This is a genomic window from Fibrobacter sp. UWH9 (assembly GCF_900129715.1).
Lineage (GTDB): Bacteria > Fibrobacterota > Fibrobacteria > Fibrobacterales > Fibrobacteraceae > Fibrobacter.
Window position 1 is genome coordinate 351,452 of the sequence record NZ_FQWP01000002.1, and the last position, 17,863, is coordinate 369,314.

The 17,863-nt window shown below is 47.4% G+C and carries 19 protein-coding genes; 7 read left to right on the forward strand and 12 right to left on the reverse strand.

Annotation, left to right across the window (positions count from 1 at the left end):
* Positions 1-10: 10 nt before the first annotated feature.
* Genes BUB94_RS03295 through BUB94_RS17020 form a run of 5 tightly spaced genes read right to left on the reverse strand, consistent with a single transcriptional unit; the run spans position 11 to position 3,409 of the window.
* A complete protein-coding gene (locus BUB94_RS03295) occupies positions 11-406 on the reverse strand; it encodes a (deoxy)nucleoside triphosphate pyrophosphohydrolase (RefSeq protein ID WP_073234135.1) in 396 nt (131 codons plus the stop codon).
* Positions 407-425: 19 nt separating this feature from the next.
* Entirely contained in the window at positions 426-1,100 is a 675-nt protein-coding gene (locus BUB94_RS03300) for an FISUMP domain-containing protein (RefSeq protein WP_073155960.1), read from the reverse strand.
* Positions 1,101-1,123: 23 nt separating this feature from the next.
* The gene (locus tag BUB94_RS03305; protein WP_073155958.1) at positions 1,124-1,759 is read right to left on the reverse strand and encodes a hypothetical protein; all 636 of its coding nucleotides are present in this window, start codon (positions 1,757-1,759) and stop codon (positions 1,124-1,126) included.
* Between the two features lie 2 nt (positions 1,760-1,761).
* The gene (locus BUB94_RS03310; protein ID WP_073155955.1) at positions 1,762-2,595 is read right to left on the reverse strand and encodes an FISUMP domain-containing protein; all 834 of its coding nucleotides are present in this window, start codon (positions 2,593-2,595) and stop codon (positions 1,762-1,764) included.
* A gap of 16 nt (positions 2,596-2,611) precedes the next feature.
* Positions 2,612-3,409 (reverse strand): hypothetical protein, encoded by a 798-nt coding sequence (locus BUB94_RS17020; RefSeq protein ID WP_217653111.1) that lies wholly within the window; start codon positions 3,407-3,409, stop codon positions 2,612-2,614.
* Between the two features lie 72 nt (positions 3,410-3,481).
* On the opposite strand from BUB94_RS17020, the gene BUB94_RS17025 reads away from it, so the two are divergent.
* Positions 3,482-3,922, forward strand: coding sequence for a DUF4143 domain-containing protein (locus tag BUB94_RS17025; protein ID WP_217653112.1), 441 nt, complete (start codon positions 3,482-3,484; stop codon positions 3,920-3,922).
* A gap of 53 nt (positions 3,923-3,975) precedes the next feature.
* Here BUB94_RS17025 and BUB94_RS03325 read toward each other — a convergent pair whose 3' ends face one another.
* From BUB94_RS03325 to BUB94_RS03340, 3 genes are all read right to left on the reverse strand, one after another.
* On the reverse strand, positions 3,976-6,651 hold the full coding sequence (locus BUB94_RS03325) for an InlB B-repeat-containing protein (protein ID WP_073234146.1): 2,676 nt from the start codon (positions 6,649-6,651) through the stop codon (positions 3,976-3,978).
* Positions 6,652-7,786: 1,135 nt separating this feature from the next.
* On the reverse strand, positions 7,787-8,122 hold the full coding sequence (locus BUB94_RS03335) for a hypothetical protein (RefSeq protein WP_073234151.1): 336 nt from the start codon (positions 8,120-8,122) through the stop codon (positions 7,787-7,789).
* Complete coding sequence (locus tag BUB94_RS03340) at positions 8,122-9,114, reverse strand: FRG domain-containing protein (protein WP_217653113.1); 993 nt, start codon at positions 9,112-9,114, stop codon at positions 8,122-8,124. The genes BUB94_RS03335 and BUB94_RS03340 overlap by 1 nt, the downstream gene beginning before the upstream one ends.
* 231 nt (positions 9,115-9,345) lie before the next feature.
* Here BUB94_RS03340 and BUB94_RS03345 point away from each other — a divergent pair, with 231 nt between their 5' ends.
* The 5 genes from BUB94_RS03345 to BUB94_RS03365 all read left to right on the forward strand — a co-directional run bounded on the left by BUB94_RS03345 (position 9,346) and on the right by BUB94_RS03365 (position 13,708).
* Positions 9,346-9,651, forward strand: a complete 306-nt coding sequence (locus BUB94_RS03345) for a type II toxin-antitoxin system RelE/ParE family toxin (protein WP_073234156.1) — start codon at positions 9,346-9,348, stop codon at positions 9,649-9,651.
* Positions 9,638-9,982, forward strand: a complete 345-nt coding sequence (locus BUB94_RS03350) for an addiction module antidote protein (protein ID WP_073234160.1) — start codon at positions 9,638-9,640, stop codon at positions 9,980-9,982. The genes BUB94_RS03345 and BUB94_RS03350 overlap by 14 nt, the downstream gene beginning before the upstream one ends.
* A gap of 213 nt (positions 9,983-10,195) precedes the next feature.
* Entirely contained in the window at positions 10,196-10,342 is a 147-nt protein-coding gene (locus BUB94_RS17440; RefSeq protein ID WP_083538078.1) for a type II toxin-antitoxin system MqsR family toxin, read from the forward strand.
* Entirely contained in the window at positions 10,343-10,831 is a 489-nt protein-coding gene (locus BUB94_RS03360) for a type II toxin-antitoxin system MqsA family antitoxin (protein WP_073234163.1), read from the forward strand.
* Between the two features lie 129 nt (positions 10,832-10,960).
* Positions 10,961-13,708 (forward strand): valine--tRNA ligase, encoded by a 2,748-nt coding sequence (locus BUB94_RS03365; RefSeq protein ID WP_073234243.1) that lies wholly within the window; start codon positions 10,961-10,963, stop codon positions 13,706-13,708.
* 232 nt (positions 13,709-13,940) lie between these two features.
* On the opposite strand, the gene BUB94_RS03370 is transcribed toward BUB94_RS03365, so the two are convergent.
* Positions 13,941-14,660 carry a homing endonuclease associated repeat-containing protein gene (locus tag BUB94_RS03370; RefSeq protein WP_083538079.1) on the reverse strand — a complete coding sequence of 240 codons (720 nt, stop codon included), beginning with the start codon at positions 14,658-14,660 and terminating at the stop codon, positions 13,941-13,943.
* Between the two features lie 296 nt (positions 14,661-14,956).
* Between BUB94_RS03370 and BUB94_RS03375 the strand changes: the two genes are divergently transcribed.
* Positions 14,957-15,658, forward strand: coding sequence for a class I tRNA ligase family protein (locus BUB94_RS03375; RefSeq protein ID WP_073234166.1), 702 nt, complete (start codon positions 14,957-14,959; stop codon positions 15,656-15,658).
* A 96-nt stretch (positions 15,659-15,754) separates the two neighbouring features.
* Here the strand turns inward: BUB94_RS03375 and BUB94_RS03380 are convergent, their stop codons facing one another.
* The 3 genes from BUB94_RS03380 to BUB94_RS03390 all read right to left on the reverse strand — a co-directional run.
* Positions 15,755-17,326, reverse strand: coding sequence for a M16 family metallopeptidase (locus BUB94_RS03380; protein WP_083538080.1), 1,572 nt, complete (start codon positions 17,324-17,326; stop codon positions 15,755-15,757).
* A 46-nt stretch (positions 17,327-17,372) separates the two neighbouring features.
* Positions 17,373-17,540 (reverse strand): HIRAN domain-containing protein, encoded by a 168-nt coding sequence (locus BUB94_RS16350; RefSeq protein ID WP_139258148.1) that lies wholly within the window; start codon positions 17,538-17,540, stop codon positions 17,373-17,375.
* Positions 17,541-17,659: 119 nt separating this feature from the next.
* Positions 17,660-17,863 (reverse strand): transposase (locus BUB94_RS03390; protein WP_139258420.1); only part of this gene is annotated, 204 nt, incomplete at its 5' end.

Genomic DNA, 17,863 nt, shown 5'->3' on the forward strand with positions numbered 1-17,863 from the left:
AAATGTAAGGTTAGAACGCCTCTATAGCAGAAACCACATCTACATCGGCAGGGAGCCAATCCAGACCATGAAGCTCCTGGGGCCCCAACCAACGAGACGCTTGGTGTTCTAATAAAGTAACACTTCCATTCACAATGGAACAGAAATAGCAATGCATGGTCAAGTGAAATTTAGGGTAATCATATTCCACCGTGGTAATGAACTGCCCCACCTCCACATCAACGGCCAGTTCCTCTTTTAGCTCTCGGGCCAAGGCCTGTTCTGGGGTCTCGCCAGGTTCCATCTTTCCACCGGGGAATTCCCAGCCGCCTTTTTGATCGCCGTAGCCACGCTGGGTAGCAAAAAACTTTTTCGTCCCGGCGGATTCGTCGCAGATGACACCAGCAACAACTTCTATTGTTTTCATGAGAAAAATGTAATAAAGGTCAATCCTTTACGCAACGGACATTGGAGACATCGCCTTCACGTAGAACTGAGCCAAAGTGAAGAGACGTTCGTTGAGAAGCAAAAACCGCTCGCCAAACGTGATTGGGAACGTCATTTGTTCGAATCGAAGAATCCAATGTTGACGTCAAAAAGTACGCATACAAGCCATCATCCCTTCTCTTGGCGAGAGATGGTTGCATATTAAAACCGCAATCATCATACCCATTAGCAGAGTCTCCAGGGTTCAAAGGAATCCAGCCAGACACACTTTTCAAATGCAAGGCGGCATTCCCTGATCCATCAACACTTTTCCCAAGAATCTGCCATTCATCCATAGATGGCAAATGCCAGCCAAGTGGGCAGCTTGCACTGTCATACAGGTAAAAACGCCCCACAGTATTACAGCCATCCTCTTCAAAGTAGCATACGCTCCATGCCTCAGTCTTGTAATTCAGATTCTCGGCCATCCACACCTGGTCTCCGATGGTCGTGTACTTGTAAACGCGGCTGTCGCGTTCGTCGGTAAACGTGCCGCGGTTCGGCATGCCATAGGCGTTCGTGCCGATGTCGGGGCACACCTTCTCGGCGCTCCATGCCTCGTCGGAGTCAGTGAGGCAAGAAGAGAAAAACAGTGCCAGCAAGGCGAACAAAAGCGAAGCCATTACCTTTTTCATAAGAGTTTCCTTTTTTCAGTTTCCTAGAATTCAAACAACTTATCCGGAAACTTGGCGGAGCTGCGGAGCGCGAGGATTTTCGTTACCACCTTCGTCTCGATACCCGAAACCATCACGGAGACCACCATGGATTTCAGGTTATTCTCGGAATCGTAGGCGAACGTCGTATGCACGGACTTTTCTGCATCATCGTTTTCAAGCTTTTCGATGCGTTTTTTCTGGGAATTGTAGTAAAGCGCACCCTCGGCACCCTCGATCTTGTATAAGTTTTCGGACACTCTCACCGGGGATTTCCATTCGCCGGCGTCGAGGGGGTTGAAGTTCGTGTACTTCTGGGCCTCCAAAGCCTCTCCGTTGTACGGCAAAATCTGGAACTTATTCGTGTTCAAGTCAATGACCTTCATACGAGAGCCGTTTACGATGCTGCGCTGGTTCATGAACGACGTCTTCATCTCGGTGTAGGTCTTGGAACGGCCCTTCTGAACCATGTAAATGGAAACCACCTGCCTGCCTGCCGGCGTGTTCACCGTGGTGCGGATGCTCATTTCCACAGAATCCTGCGAGAGGGCGCGGGATTTAAGGTCGGCACGCACCTGGTCAAGGGTAAGAGCGAAGGAGGAAACGGAAAAAAGAAGGATGGATAGCAAAAATTTTGGCATGATCAATCCTTGAGGCAACGGATGGAGATAAAATTATGCGATGTAAAAGCCATATTCCCAAATTCCATAATCATATTCCACGCAAAGAGTTCGTTTTTAGCCGTCGTTGTTGCAAATGCAGATGTAATTGAAAATCGCTGCATTGCGCCATTCATAAAAAGGTATCCATTAAGTGGCACCGAATAGCCACAAGAATTATCTGGCCTTTTATACCATTTTTTCGTTTCCGAATCAAGTCTATCATAGGATTCTTCTTCTAAAAGTCTCAACTCATCATTTTGAACAGATTCCATCAAAACTTCCCATTCTGCTTTGGACGGCACACGCCACCCCTGCGGACATATCGTATCCAACAGAACCCTGTCCAAGAACCCCTCCTTTTCCCCATTTTCATAAAGGTTATAATACCTCCCAAATCGTTCGCAGAATTCGTCGGCGATGCATTCGTTTGTTGTGCAGGTGGTGTTCATGCGTTGGCCGATTTCGGCGAGCTTGGATGTATCTTCAACACATACTGTATCACCAACAGAATCACCACGCCATCTTTGTTTCCAATAACACGTCTTTTTGCCATAGCACATGCTGTACGGATACGGCAGTTCGTACTTTAAATTTTCTGCCATCCACACCTGGTCTCCGATGGTCGTGTACTTGTAAACGCGGCCGTCGCGTTCGTCGGTAAACGTGCCGCGGTTCGGCATGCCATAGGCGTTCGTGCCGATGTCGGGGCACACCTTCTCGGCGCTCCAGCTTTCACCCTCGTCGTCGAATATGCAAGAGGTAAGGGAAAAGGCCGCAAGCAAAATTGAGAATAGACAAACCAACTTAAGTTTCATCTCGATCCATCTTTTTTTATTTGAAAATCTGCCAGTTGAGAATCACGTTGCCGTTGCGCAGCACCAGGTAGCCGCCCTGCTTGAGTTTGTCGGCAGGGATCACCACCATGTGGGTGCCCTCGCCCCACTTGCCTTCGAACAGTTTCGCCTGCGGGGCGCCGACTGCATTCACAATTTCAAGGGTGTAGTAGCCCTCGGCGTCGATTTCCACATAGACTACGTCGCCCACGCGGGTCACGCGGCTCTCCGAAACATTTTTCACTACCACGCTGTCCGCAAATCGGGGCTGCGGAACGCCGCCGTAGAGCAGGTTCCCGTTCCTGTCGAGCACCACTATGGAGTCGGCCACGGCAAAATCCCTGCCCAGGCCATGGTGCGACGGGTCGTCATTTGCATTGAATCCGTCACCCCAGTCGGAGTTGTGCAAAGCGAACTTCGCGCCATTGCCGAACGCATTGCGTTCACCCGGATTCAAGACAACATTTTTATACATAAACGAAATGTAGTAAAGGTCGCCGCCGGCCGCAACATGGGATGCCTTCGCGAAGGTGGTATCGTAGTATTCCGGGTCGGCCACGTCGCCCTGGGCATCGCGATAGTAATACAGGACTTCGAAACCATCGACAGCGACGGTGCCGTCATTTTCGACAACTACCTGCACCTCGTTCCTCCTGTTCAGCTCCCAAGACAAATCTTTGGCAAGAACACGCACCGAGGGCTTAGGCCGTTCGGCGGTTTTTCCGTCGTCATGGCAGCTCCAGTCGTTCAGCAGCCCGCCATCTTCGTCAAGGAGCGCCACCCCCTTCGCCAGCACATACCCACTCTCGGCCCCCTGCTCGTACGAAGGGTCGTCCAGGATGTTCCAGGGCTGATAATAGTCGGCACGGTGCAGGCCAAGCTGGAGCTCCCCCTTGCAATCTACGAGGAACTGAGCGCCTTCAAGCTTTACATGCTCGACATCGGACTCCTGGGAGCCATGGTAAATACCGAAGCGTCACAGGTTCTTATCGACGACAGTGTATTTACGGAATACAAAGGCGGCGTAACGGAGCAGTTTATTTATCAGCAAATCAAGTGCGAACTAAACACTCCGACATACTACCACACAACCGATGATTCCAGACTTGAGGTGGACTTTATCGTTCAATACAAAGGGAATATGCTTCCCATCGAAGTGAAGGCAGGCAGAAATGTTCGCGCAAACTCATTGAGCATGCTCCTCGCAAAAACTCCAGACATGCGAGCCGTACGTTTTTCCATGCTGCCTTACAAACAGCAAAGCCAACTGACAAACATCCCTTTATACGCAGCTCCGATTATGGAGTAAAAAAGAAAGCCCCATCATCGTGACGGGGCATTCTTCTTTATTTGCAGTTTTCCTTAACGGACAATAACGCTTCTTGTCTGATTGCCGATACGAATCAGATAGTTCCCTGCTCTGGGAACAGCGATATTGAAGTTATCGACATTCACACGGCCCTGTTTCAATACGCGTCCCTGCACATCAAGAATCATATAGGCAGACCCAATTCTTGCGGCGCTAATCTGAATGTTGCGTCCCACAATTTCTACGGAGAAGTGCGGAGCGGCAGCCATTTCAATAACAGCCTCACCCTTTTCGGAACTGGAGCTTTCATTCTTAGCGCTGGAAGAACTTGCCGGTATTGCAGAACTGCTTGAAGTCGGTTGTGAACTACTGCTGGCTGGAATGGAGGAACTGCTGAGTTTTTCATATTGAGCAGTCACATCAGTATTCTTCACGATTTCATCAAACGATTTATCCCAACCGGTAAACTTGTAGCCGTCTCTTTCAGGATCAGCAGGAGCGGTAGCAGCAGCGCCGTACTTCACATTCTGGGATTTGAGTGTAGAACCATCATAATCCAGGAAGGTTACCTTATAAGCGTTCAGCACGCTATTGTAAGAAGCTTTATAGGTGGCATCGCCTGTTACCTTGACAATTCCCGGAGTCCAGCCAGCAAACTCATAGCTGTACTGGGCTGTAGAAGCCTTGGTCGGTTCTGCCGGTGCAACAGGAGACTCGCCGTAGGCAACAGCACTCTTGGAAATTTCAGAGCCGTCTTCATCTACGAAGGTGATTTCGTAGGTCCTTACCTTAGAAGTATAGGTTGCCGTATAAGTTGCATTGCCGCTGACTGCAGTCACAGCCGGAGACCAGCCTGCAAATTCGTAGCTGTACTGGGCAGTAGAAGTCCTGGTCGGTTCTGCCGGTGCAACAGGAGACTCGCCGTAGGCAACAGCACTCTTGGAAATTTCAGAGCCGTCTTCATCTACGAAGGTGATGGTGTAGTTTCTCAAGGCAGAAGTAAATGTAGCCTTGTACGTTGCATCACCTGTCACCTTTACAAGCTCAGGAGTCCAACCAGCGAAAGTGTAGTTGTACTGGACTGTTGCAGCCTTTGTCGGTTCAGTTGCCGGAGCTGTAGGAATTTTGCCATAGGCCACACTGGAACTAGAAAGAGCCTTGCCATTTTCGTCTGCGAATGTAACGGTGTAATTTCTAACAACAGCATTATAAGTTGCTGTATAAATTGCATTGCCAGAAACAGCGACAAATTCCGGAGTCCAGCCAGCAAACTCGTAGGTGTATTGGGCGGTAGAAGCCTTTGTCGGTTCTTTCGAAGCTGTAGGCATGGAGCCAAACTCAACGGAGCCAGATTCTATTACAGAGCCGTCTTCATCGACAAAGGTAATGGTGTAAGAAAGAATACTATAGCGAGCTTCAATGGAAATATCTGCCGAAATCGTAATGACGTCTCCAGGCTGGCCAAGGCAATTTCCCTTACTGTCGTACCAGCCGTCAAATTTGTAGCCAGTTTTCTCCGCGGCAGAAGGCAGGGTAAATTTTCCGTTTTCTTCAACATCAACATTATCTATGATTTCGCCATTTTCTTCCTTAATAGAAACAGTACGGTAAACAAGTTCTTCAAACATAGCCTTAACGGTCAGATCAGCCGTAATGTTGCCAAATTTTGGTGACCACCCAATAAATTTATAACCAACTCGTGTCGGTGTTACAGAAGGTGTTGCAGCAGAACCATACGGAACCTTCAAGGTTTCCAAGACCTCCGTACCATTCATAAAGGTAACAGTATACTCAACCTTACTTGAATCATAAACAGCAGTATAAACGGCTTCTTCTGTAACAGCGGTAATTGCAGGATCCCACCCGACATGCGAGTAATTCCATTCAACAGAGGATGCTCTAGTCAATTTCTCTGAGAAACGCGGTGTTGCGCCATATTCGTATGTTAAAGACTTCAATTCCTTCTTATCATAATCCTGGAATACAACCTTATAGGAATTCATGACGGAATCATAAACCGCATAGTAATCAAAATTCTCTGTTGCGTTGGTCGGCTCAACATTCCAGCCAGCGAATATATAAGTGTACTTAGCCGTGGCAGGGATAGAAGGAGTTTCACCGTGATAATCCACAATACTTCCATGTTGTAAAGTTTGGCTGCTCAACAACGTGGAATCTGCATTATAAAAGTTTATATTCCAGAAGACATCTGATGCATCTGTATATACAGCATTAATGGTTTGATCCATAACAAACACCATAGAAGGCTTCACCTTCACATCTTCACTATTAAACCAACCACTAAATATGCTACCTTCAGCAGGTTCCGGATCTTCAGGGAAAACTACAAATCCTTGATAATTGGTATATCTATTGGATGTTATCCCCTCATCATTGAAAACGACTCTATAGATCGGCAGGGAATCAGCATTGGCAAATGTCGGATACCCTTCGGTACCTCGGGTCCAGACACCACTATTTTCTTCCGTACCATTGCTAGTATTGAGCATCCATGCGAACTGCGCGTTTTGCATGTTTGTTGCAACGCCAGAGTATTTTGTATTATTAAGCCAATATTCAAATTTTACAATGTCAAAAGAACTATATACCGATTCATTATTGAAGCCAACGATGCCATCTGAATAAGCTCTAGAAACCTCTTTTGCTGTAACGGGATTACCCGACGCATTAAAATACCCGGCAGAAGAGGTTGATTCTACATGCACCATTCCTCTATTTTGACTATTTGATACGTACCCCAAACCATTATAACCAACAATACCACCAGAGAAGGCGTATGAGTAAGCCGTTGTAGCAGAAGAACCCACATTAAGAGTTTCTTTAACTTTCTCGCCAGAATGATCATACATATGAATTCCAGATTGTGCTATCGCCTTCGATGTTGATTCAATTATTCCATCATTGCGAACTTTAGAAACAACACCATCATTATAACCAGTAATTCCTCCAGAATAAGAAAAAGAATTTGCTATTGCCTTTGCTCCACTGGTATAGTTCTTATATTGACTTGATAAAGAGGAAACAGGTCCTAGATTGACACACATAGAAATTTCGTTTTTATTATACCCTGCGATTCCACCTGAGTAGGCAACGGAAGAATCAGCGTTTTTAGTAGTATCATTGGAGTATACATATCCAGAATTTTCGCAATCAGAAATAACCCCAGTGTTATACCCAGCAATTCCGCCCGAATAAGTAGCTCGTCTATTCGTCGATTTATTAGAATAAACATTTCCTTTATTAGAGCTATTTAAAATTTTTCCTTTATTAAATCCAACCAAGGCACCGGCATAGGCGACATACCCATTTGTTCTCAAGATTAAAGAATCTTTGTTTTCTACATTTTTTATTGTACCGTTATTTACAGCCACTATATTCCCAGCATAAACACCTGAATAATTTTGGTGATTAATAGTTCCTGCAGACATTTTTAAATTGTTGACAATACCATTTTCCGAGAGATATCCAATAAGGCCCGAATACTCTAAATTCTTTACATACAATCCATAAATTGTATGACCAGCACCATCCAGCGTTCCCGAAAATTGGTTTGTAGAATTTTTTCCTATGGGAGTCCAACTGACCGTACTTGCATTTTTTTCACTAGAACCAAACACAATATCGTTTGCCAGCACTGCATTAATATTTTCCCGGCCACCATTCACCTGCTCTGCAAACCAAGCAAGTTCATCGGCACTAGTAATCACATAAAAGCCCTTCCCTTCAATTTTCCTCACATTTTCCGGTTCACTAGTAGAACCAGTCCAAGCCGCTGCAAAACAGCAACTTGCAGCCATCAGCAGCATCGCTAGAATTTTCGTTAGTTTTGTCATATCGTCCCCTTTATTTTAATGTCACCTTTTGAATTTCCAAAGGCTGCTTTGAGTTATATTCGCTCTTGTCAAAATCGTCCTTTAGTTCCACAATTACCTTTTGATGATTTACCTTCGCGGCAACAAGCATCTGGTATTCCCACTGATGCCAGTCATTAGGCATTTTCAGCAAACCAGAAGATTCACAAATAAATACATCAACGTTTGCTTTATCATCTTTGGATTCATCATTCCAAAACACATTGTACTTCTTTTCGTCCTTTTCCAAGGAGTATCCATCCCCGCCCCGAATTGTAAAACACCCATCCGAAGAGATTGTCTCCACATAACCTTCAATCTTAAACATCACATCTCCTTCAAAAATTCTTTTGAATCCAGTCTTTGCTTTGTTCCTTTCCAATCGGGATAGACCACATCAATGGTCACGCCCAGCATCTGCAACTCCTTGAGCAACGGCTTCTTGGCTTCTGCCGGGATTCTGATTTTTCGGCGAATCATTCCGTTACGAGGGTTATCCTTCCATTGGGCGAGCTTGGTACGATCTCCATCAATGCCATAAATCATAAACGCACCTTGCTGCGCCCGAATCCGGGGGTTGTTCAGCAAAGGATGAACACAGAATACGCCTTCCATATCTTGCTTTTTTATCCATCCCACAAAATGAGGTTTTTCGGCCTTAATTTCATGAAGCAGGTACTTTATAGGTCCACTTTCATTGAACCTTTTGCGGTCATGTTCCTCGTCAGCATCAAGATTGCGAATGTCTAGATTGTCTTCGTGCTGATACACAGCAATATTCGCCAAAATGCTAACCGCGTCGGAATGATAATTCTTGATTTTGTCTTCGGGAACCTCATACACATATACAACACCATCCCTACAGCCTTCTTTTTCGTCACTCATACCGTAATCGGGGTCGTTATAGCAAGCAAAAAACACTGCCTGCAGCGCACTTGTGGTAACATCCAAAAGACGGGTGGGAATCTGGTAATGTTGCATCAGGACAAGTTTTTCGAAAGTTGACTTGCATGCAGCAAACTCGTCGGGCAGGCGCCGTTCTGCCTCGCGGAAAATCTTCGCTTCCTTTTTCAAGCGATCTTCTCTCGCGATGCAAGGGGTCGCTCCCGTCGGTCCGTAATCCTCCGCCTCGCCGCGATAATAATACCGAACATTATCACGACGGCCCTCCAGGCCTTCGCGTTCTATCTGTTTCAGGCAGTCCAAAAGTTCTGCAATGGAATGAATCGTGCGCACGATTTGAATGTAAAAAAAAAAAAACAATGTCAAGTATTTTTGCCGAAAACGGCAAAAAACTTGACTTTTTTCGGTAATTTTCACAGAAAATTCATGACTTTTGCCACCATTTTGACACTTTGTGACAAGAATTTGTGTGTACATTTGATTGCGGCGAAATTCGCGCAGATTTCAAACCGATTTCTGTTTTTTAGATAAGCAAAACCGAAGCACAAAACCGTCGCTTTTTATGCATGTAGCGACAGGAGGAACGATGAGTACACAAGTAATGTACTTGACATTTTGTATCCGATTAGATACATTTAGGAGGATAAGATGTTTTCAATAGAGAAAACTGAAACCTTCTCAAAATGGTATGCGGACCTTAAGGACAATCGGGCAAAGCAGAGAATATTCTCTCGATTATTGAGAGTTGAACTAGGAAATCTTGGTGATGTCAAAAACATTGGTGACGGGATATCCGAAATGCGATTCGATGTTGGACCTGGATATAGGCTCTACTACGCCATACGGGGACAGGTTGTAATCATTCTCCTATGTGGTGGAGACAAATCAACACAACGGCGAGACATTGAAAAGGCAAAGGAAATGTGGAGGACGATTCAAAATGAAAACAAGTAAGCTGGATTTATCAGAGCTTTTGGATAACGAGGAGGTTATCGCGGGAGTCATCAGCGACGCATTGCAGTCAAACGACAGCACCGTTTTGTTGAGGACCATTGGATACGTAGCCAAAGCTCGCGGCATCGCACAAATTGCAAAAGCAACAGGCCTCGGCAGAGAAAGTCTTTACAAGGCGCTGAATGAAGATGCTCACCCCCGTTTTGACACCATTTTACGCGTATTGAACGCACTAAATGTTCAAATGATCGCGGTTCCTAAAGTTCCTACAAAGAGAAAGGTTACCCGCAAACTTGCCGTGGCCGAAAAGAAAGCCGCTTACAAAGCTTAGGCAAATGTTTCGCCGAACTTAAACCATTTTTTGATAAATAAAACCGTAGCACAAAACCGTCGCTTTTCAGCATGTAGCGACAGGAGGCTAAATGACCAAAATACCGCTCGCAGATAGTACCATTATGGTACTTTTATATCTATATTTTCATTGTAACAGATTCTTCTGCTTTTGAGGAGGCATTCTGAATGGAACACCTCGGCAAAGCACACTATGACAACCGACGCTGACACAACTCTTTGGCAAGATGTATATCATTCAGTCGACACAAAAGCAGATGGTTCTTGCGTAAAGTTGTACATCAAAATTCAAATAACAAAAAATGGAAACGGAGTTGTCATTTCGTTCAAGGAGCTATAAATGATTATCAAAGAATGTCCCATTTGCAGCGCAAAAGTGAACCGAAAAAAAGTAAAAGAAACCTACACCTACAAGGGTAAATCCATCACAGTAAACAACCTTCCAATTTTCCATTGTACCGGATGTGGAGAGGAATTCATTGACGAGGAACGCGTCGGTCCCATCAACAAAAAGCTAGATGCTCTCTACAGGGAAGCGGAGGGCTTATTGCAGCCCCAGGAAATCGTAGAAATTCGCAAGAAGTTCGGTTACTCCCAGGAAGAATTTGCAGAAATCGTAGGTGGCGGACCGAAGGCCTTTGCCAAGTATGAAAAAGGAACCGTAACACAGAGCCGCTCCATGGACAACCTGCTTCGCATCCTGCGGGATTCCACAGACGCCATGGCCATTCTAACAAGTCAAAAAGCCCTCTGCGCCTGCGAAGCCAAAAGTGTTTATCAGGTAAAAAAAGACAAGAGTTCGTCCTGTTCAAAGACATCTCAATCGTGAAGTTCACTGTTTTTTTCTAAATTTGCCCACATTAAGAAATTATTTGTGGAAGTAAAAAATGGAAATATAGACAAGGCGAGTGTCGCGACAGAATGTTTACATTCTGGCATGACCGAGCCGAAGGATATTATGGAAACACGTTATAATTCTTCAGAAGTTGAAGCCCGCTGGCACCAGACCTGGGCTGACAAAAATAGCTTTGCACCTAGCGGTAAGGGCGAACCGTTCTCTGTCGTCATTCCGCCTCCTAACGTGACCGGCGCCCTGCACCTGGGCCACGCCTTGAACGACACCCTTCAGGATATTTTGGTACGCTACCGCCGTAAGACTGGCCGCGACACTTTGTGGATTCCGGGTACGGACCACGCCGGTATCGCAACCCAGGCTGTTGTGGAAAAGCGCCTGTTCCAGGACGAACACAAGACCCGTCACGACATTGGCCGCGACGCCCTAGTGGAACGCATCTGGAAATGGAAGGAAGAATATGAAGCCCGCATTACCAAGCAGCTGAAGAGCTTGGGCGTGAGCTGCGACTGGAGCCGTCAGCGCTTCACCTTGGACCCCATCTGCGCCAAGGCTGTTCGCCACGCCTTCTTCAACCTGTTCAAGAAGGGCTTGATCTACCGCGGTAAGCGTCTGGTGAACTGGGACACCAAGCTCCAGACTGCCGTTGCCGACGACGAAATCTATTACGAACATGTGAAGGGTCACTTCTGGACCTTCAAGTATCCTCTGGCCGACGGTTCCGGCTTCATCCCGGTTTCTACCACCCGTCCGGAAACCATCATGGGCGATACCGCTCTTGCTGTGCACCCCAGCGACGAACGCTATGCACAGTTCATCGGCAAGACTCTGAAGGTTCCTTTCGTCGATCGTGAAATTCCGGTGATTGCAGACGCCATCCTGGTGGACAAGGACTTCGGTACCGGTTCCGTGAAGGTGACTCCAGCTCACGACCCCAACGACTATGCTACCGGTCTCCGTCATAAGCTCCCCATGATCAACATCATGAACGACGACGGTTCCTTGAATGAAAACGCCGGCAAGTTCCAGGGCATGAAGGGCGCTGCCGCTCGTGAAGCTGTTGTTGCAGGTCTCGAAGAACTTGGCCTCCTGATCAAGGTGGAAGACCACGAAATGGACGTGGGCCATTCCGACCGCTCCAAGACTGTTATTGAACCGTACCTCAGCGACCAGTGGTTCGTGAAGATGGACGTTCTTGCCGAAAACGCAATGAACGCCGTGAAGTCCGGTGAAATCAAGATTATCCCCGAACGTTACGCCAACAAGTACCTTGACTGGCTGGGCGAAAAGCGCGACTGGTGCATTAGCCGTCAGCTCTGGTGGGGCCACCGCATTCCTATCTGGCACACCGACGCAAGCGAAGAAGAACTGAAGGCCGTATTCGGCAACCGTGAAGACATCTTCTTCTACAAGGCAGAAAACGGCGGCTACCTGGTCTGCTCTCAGGAAGAAAACCTTGCAGAAGACGCAGTTCCGGGTCACGTCCTCAAGCAGGAAGACGACGTTCTGGACACCTGGTTCTCCAGTGGTCTCTGGCCCCACTCTACCATGGGTTGGCCAGAAAACACCGACACTCTTAAGAAGTACTACCCCACTTCCGTGCTGGTGACCAGCCGCGACATCATCACCCTCTGGGTGGCTCGCATGGTGCTGTTCTCCCAGGAAAACATGGGCACGATTCCGTTCCACACCGTTTACATCCACCCGAAGATCCTGGACGGCAATGGCATGACCATGAGTAAGTCCAAGGGCAACGGCGTGGACCCCATGGACATCGAACGCAAGTACGGTACCGACGCTCTCCGCTTTGTGATGGCAAGCCTCTGCACCGACAACCAGGACGTTCGTCTGCCGGTGAAGAAGGAAAAGCAGGAAGACGGTACCGAAATCAACACTTCTGAAAAGTTCGAAATCGGCCGTAACTTCTCCAACAAGATTTGGAACGCTTGCCGCTTCCTCTACCCGCAGCTGGAACAGGCTGGCGCACTTGCCGCCGAACTTCCCATGGACAAGAATTTGTTCGCACTGGAAGACAAGTGGATCCTTTCTCGCTTGCAGACCACCATCAAGGATGCTACCCGCATGCTGGAAGAATACCACTTCGCAGAACTGGCAGGCTTCCTCTACCGCTTCGTGTGGGACGACGTTTGCAGCCAGTACCTTGAAATCAAGAAGGCTGTGATCAACCAGGAAACTCTGGACGCCGAAAAGAAGAACGCCATGGCCATCCTCAGCTACGTGCTGAAGAATGTGCTTGACCTTCTCCACCCGGTAATGCCCTTCATCACTGAAGAACTGAACAGCATCCTGTTCCAGGGTTCCGAAATGGTGATCAGCCGCCCGTGGCCCACCGCTGATGAATCTCTCATCAACAAGGACATCGAAGTTGCATTCGACCAGGCATTCGCCGTGGTGGAAGCAGTTCGCGGTGTCCGTGGCCGTTACAGCGTTTCTCCGGCAACCAAGCTGAAGGCCGTTGTTTCTGTGGACGACGCAGCAACCGAAGCTTCCGTGAATGCATGCCTCGCCATCATCACCGAACTGGGCGGCATTGAAAGCATTACCGTTGGCGTTAAGGCTGAAAAGCCCAAGTTCAGCGCCAGCGCCGTTGTGCCCGGTGGCGAACTCTTCATCCCGCTGGAAGGCATCCTTGACCCGGCTGCAGAAATCGCACGCCTCGAAAAGGAAATCGAAAAGGCCAAGAGCTTTGCCGCAAGCATCGAGCGTAAATTGTCGAATGAAAAATTCGTCAATGGAGCACCCGAAGCAGTCGTTAATGCTGAGAAGGTAAAACTTGCAACGCAGCAGGACATTATTGCTAAGAATGAGAAGGCTCTAGCTGAATTGAAGTAAGAACGACAAGTACGTAAGCCGAGTGTCGCGGACAAATTCATTTGTCCATGACCGAGGCTAGTACTTGGTACATGAGCGTAGCGAATGTACAAACTGCTCTGCAGGACTTGCGATAATTTTCTAGACAAAAACCTTAAAGGTCAAGAAAGCTACTTAAGGTATAATCCATTTGATAAAAGAAGAGTCCTATAAACAGGACTCTTTTTTTATTCACAAAAAAACAGTTGAATTCTCAGCAATCAAAAGCATTTCCTTTGCCAAGATTGCATTGTTCGCATTTCGTCTCCAAATTATCGGCAATGGTTTCTCCCCCCTTCGACCACGGAATTATATGGTCTACATGTAATTTTACCCCCAATTCTGTTACAGGACTTCGACCACAAGTTTTACAAGTAAAACCATCTCTCATCAATATCTGAAAACGTAATCTATCAGAAATATTTCTTTTCGTTTTACGAACAACTTCTTTATTTTCTTTTGAAAGTTTCTTAACTTTGCAGTTAGATTCGTTATCTTTAGATTTATTTTCAATTCCGCTAGACACATATTCCACAAATTGCTTCAAAGCACTTCGAAAACTGCCAAACCTTTTTTCATATGTGCCGACAGAATATTCTGAAAGAGGTTTTCTCATTTCACAATATTTCGGTTGTCGTCCTAAACTAGTCCAAACCTTCTCTAAATTCGAAAATAATTTTTCTTCTGAAATGTTCAAACAACTCCGACTAGCATCTAAATTACACACTTCCATAACTTTAAACCAGGAACCAAATCTTCTTTGTAGCGTACTTGGATGGAACGTTCCATATAGCTCATATTCTGCTATCGTTACTGTATTTTTTTCTAGTTGTATGGCAACTTTCTTTACATCGGCAATAAGGTCTTCATCCGGCGTATTTCTTTTATAATCGCTTAAAACAAACAGATTTTCTATATCATCAGTAAACGGCATAAGAACGTTCCACTTTTAGATTGCACTTATATTTAAAATAAAAAAAATGCGTTAGGGATAGTGACCCCTTGGGGCGGAGACTTGCGATGCAAGGCTCCGTTTTAGGAGGTTGGCGATAAGCGAAGCGCAGACGGCAGCCCCTAAAATATAGCCCGGCCTTGCGTAAGCAAGGGAACGCCCATAAAAACAGAATTCTTCGTGTGGGATGACGCTTCGCTGTTTGCAGCCAGTACCTTGACAAATGCACAAGCCGAGTGTCGCAGACAAATATATTTGTCCATGACCGAGGCTAGCATTTGGCGCTTGCGCAAATCAAGAAGGCTGTGATCAACAGCGAAACCCTCACCGCCGAAAAGAAGAATGCTATGGCCATTCTCAGCTACGTGCTGAAGAACGTGCTGGACCTTCTCCACCCGGTGATGCCCTTCATTACTGAAGAACTGAACAGCATCCTGTTCCAGGGTTCCGAAATGGTGATCAGCCGCCCGTGGCCCACCGCTGATGAATCTCTCATCAACAAGGACATCGAAGTTGCATTCGACCAGGCATTCGCCGTGGTGGAAGCCGTTCGCGGTGTCCGTGGCCGTTACAGCGTTTCTCCGGCAACCAAGCTGAAGGCCGTTGTTTCTGTGGACGACGCAGCAACCGAAACTTCCGTGAATGCATGCCTCGCCATCATCACCGAACTGGGCGGCATTGAAAGCATTACCGTTGGCGTTAAGGCTGAAAAGCCCAAGTTCAGCGCCAGCGCCGTTGTGCCCGGTGGCGAACTCTTCATCCCGCTGGAAGGCATCCTTGACCCGGCTGCAGAAATCGCACGCCTCGAAAAGGAAATCGAAAAGGCCAAGAGCTTTGCCGCATCTATCGAACGCAAACTTTCCAATGAGAAGTTTGTTAGCGGTGCCCCGGAAGCCGTGGTCAACGCCGAACGCGTGAAGCTCGCAACCCAGCAAGATATCATCGCTAAGAACCAGAAAGCTCTTGAAGAGCTGAAGTAATTCAACGCGGTCTTTAATGCGAAAAAGAGGAAGTTCCCAAGGAACTTCCTCTTTTTTATTTCAGGTTTGCGGTTTTAATTTCCGACTTAACCCATTTTATTTTTTGTCAGATTTTTTTGCAGCCTTTGCTGCAGGTTCCGCCGTTTTTACAGCAGTGGGTTCTGCAGTTTTCACAGCCGTTTCTGCTGGCTTTGCAGCCACAGGCTTTTCTTTCAGCAGCAGGCCTGCAACGCTGTGATCGCGGACGAAGGTCTTCTGGGCGGCTTCCTGCACAGAGGCGGCGCTAACCTTGTTCAGTTCGTCGGCCCAGGTGAGGTACATGCGATAGTCGCCGAACATTTCATACCAGGCCAGATTGGTTGCCACGTTTTCCATGTCGGTAAGGCTACGGACCAGGCCAGCGTAGGCACGGTTCTTCACCTTCTGGAATTCACGTTCGCTAACCGTTTCGGTCTTCAGTTTTTCCAGTTCTTCCCAAACGATAGCTTCCACCTTGGCGGGGTCGGCATCGGGGCGCATGTTCACGGTGACGCTGAATTCAGACACATACTTGTTGGGGCTGTTGCTTGCGCCAGCATTCACCGCCAGCTTTTCCTGTTCCACCAGACGCTTGTAAAGTTTGCCGCTGCGACCATTCAGCACGCCCTCGGCAATATCCAGAGGGTAAAGAATCGGGTCGCCCACTTCGGGAGTCTTGAACACCAGAGTAAACAGGTTGGGAGCATCGGGGCGCTTTACCGTCAGGCGCTTTTCGCCAGCCTGTTCCGGATCGCGGATGGTCAAAGGCGGAAAAGCTTCGCCGGCAGGAATATCCGCAAAATACTTCTTCACCATTTCCATGGTAGAGGTGGTATCCAGGTCGCCAGCCAACACCAAGATGGCATTGCGGGGCTTGTAATACTTGCGGTAATGTTCGTCGGCCATTTCGCGGGTCAGGTTGGCAATATCACTGGGCCAGCCAATGGTAGGCACGCGATAGGGGAAGGCCTCGTAAATCAGGGAATTCAGACTTTCGTAGTAGCGGCCCGTGGGCTTATCGTCGTAACGCATGCGGCGTTCTTCGCGGACCACATCACGTTCGGAATAGAATTCACGGAGCACCGCATTCTGCATACGGTCGGCTTCCAGCCACATGAACAGTTCGATCTTGTTCTTGGGCAAGGTCACAATGTAAGCCGTCATCAAGTCCGTGGTAAAGGCGTTCAGCCCAGTACCGCCGGCGGCCTGGTAAGCGCCCCACAATTCATCCTTCACAAAAATCTTGCGGTGTTCGTTCACAATGGAATCGTGCTCCGCAGTCAACTTGCGGACCGTGGCCGTATCACCTGCATTCTTTGCCGGACGAATCAAGGCCTGCAGACTATCCTGCAGTTCCATAAAGCGGACATCGGCGATGCTATCCGTAATGCCTACCTTTTTGGTTCCCTTGAACAGTTCATGTTCCAGCAGGTGAGCCAGGCCAGACTTTCCCGGAACCTCGTGGACAGAACCCGTCACATAGAACAGGCGGCAGCTCACCGTAGGAGCCTGCTTATTGGGGTGCAAAAGAACCGTCAGACCGTTAGGCAAAACTTCCTTATGCACGGCAAGATTCACTTCGGCAAAAGCACTGGACACGCAGCAAGCCAAGGCTGCGCACACGGCAAAATTCTTGAACGAAAACTTCATACCCCGAAGATAGCATTTTTGATTGAATACGCCAAAGAGATCCCCCCTAATCTTCCATATACAAATCAATAGTTACATCCGGAGTCATGGCGTACCAACGATTTTCATGAACAGACGCATAAACCATCTTTCCCGCATCCATCAAATTGGCCACCACAACATTATTTTTCCGGGGAACATAACCAAGCTTATTCCCTTGAGAATCCTTGACCATGATAGCATACTTATCATGTCATTCTTTGAAGCAAAAATCAATTCCGAGGATTATATCGACTTACTGAAATCCCGAAAAAGTTAAGATGTTTGAGGCATCATCAACATGTGTGGAAGCATTTAGGCAGCCTTGCTAGATGATTCTCTCGATTCCGATTCCCATTCGTAGGCAATCTTTACATCTACATAGGAACAGCTCAACATTATCAGCGACAGCATGTTGTTCATATTCCTGAAGCCATAGGCAGTCCGTATCAGTAGCTTTATCTTGTTGTTCGTCGCCTCGATCCTTGCGTTTGACACGCCCAGCCTGATTGTGTTGAG

Bases quoted from the DNA above. Each gene is read 5' to 3' on its own strand.
- BUB94_RS03300 (WP_073155960.1), bottom strand. From the start codon at position 1,100: ATGAAAAAGGTAATGGCTTCGCTTTTGTTCGCCTTGCTGGCACTGTTT.
- BUB94_RS17440 (WP_083538078.1), top strand. From the start codon at position 10,196: ATGACAACCGACGCTGACACAACTCTTTGGCAAGATGTATATCATTCA.
- BUB94_RS16350 (WP_139258148.1), bottom strand. From the start codon at position 17,540: ATGGTCAAGGATTCTCAAGGGAATAAGCTTGGTTATGTTCCCCGGAAA.
- BUB94_RS03305 (WP_073155958.1), bottom strand. From the start codon at position 1,759: ATGCCAAAATTTTTGCTATCCATCCTTCTTTTTTCCGTTTCCTCCTTC.
- BUB94_RS03365 (WP_073234243.1), top strand. From the start codon at position 10,961: ATGGAAACACGTTATAATTCTTCAGAAGTTGAAGCCCGCTGGCACCAG.
- BUB94_RS03370 (WP_083538079.1), bottom strand. From the start codon at position 14,660: ATGCCGTTTACTGATGATATAGAAAATCTGTTTGTTTTAAGCGATTAT.
- BUB94_RS03360 (WP_073234163.1), top strand. From the start codon at position 10,343: ATGATTATCAAAGAATGTCCCATTTGCAGCGCAAAAGTGAACCGAAAA.
- BUB94_RS03310 (WP_073155955.1), bottom strand. From the start codon at position 2,595: ATGAAACTTAAGTTGGTTTGTCTATTCTCAATTTTGCTTGCGGCCTTT.
- BUB94_RS03350 (WP_073234160.1), top strand. From the start codon at position 9,638: ATGAAAACAAGTAAGCTGGATTTATCAGAGCTTTTGGATAACGAGGAG.
- BUB94_RS03295 (WP_073234135.1), bottom strand. From the start codon at position 406: ATGAAAACAATAGAAGTTGTTGCTGGTGTCATCTGCGACGAATCCGCC.
- BUB94_RS03335 (WP_073234151.1), bottom strand. From the start codon at position 8,122: ATGTTTAAGATTGAAGGTTATGTGGAGACAATCTCTTCGGATGGGTGT.
- BUB94_RS03345 (WP_073234156.1), top strand. From the start codon at position 9,346: ATGTTTTCAATAGAGAAAACTGAAACCTTCTCAAAATGGTATGCGGAC.
- BUB94_RS03380 (WP_083538080.1), bottom strand. From the start codon at position 17,326: ATGAAGTTTTCGTTCAAGAATTTTGCCGTGTGCGCAGCCTTGGCTTGC.
- BUB94_RS03325 (WP_073234146.1), bottom strand. From the start codon at position 6,651: ATGGTGCATGTAGAATCAACCTCTTCTGCCGGGTATTTTAATGCGTCG.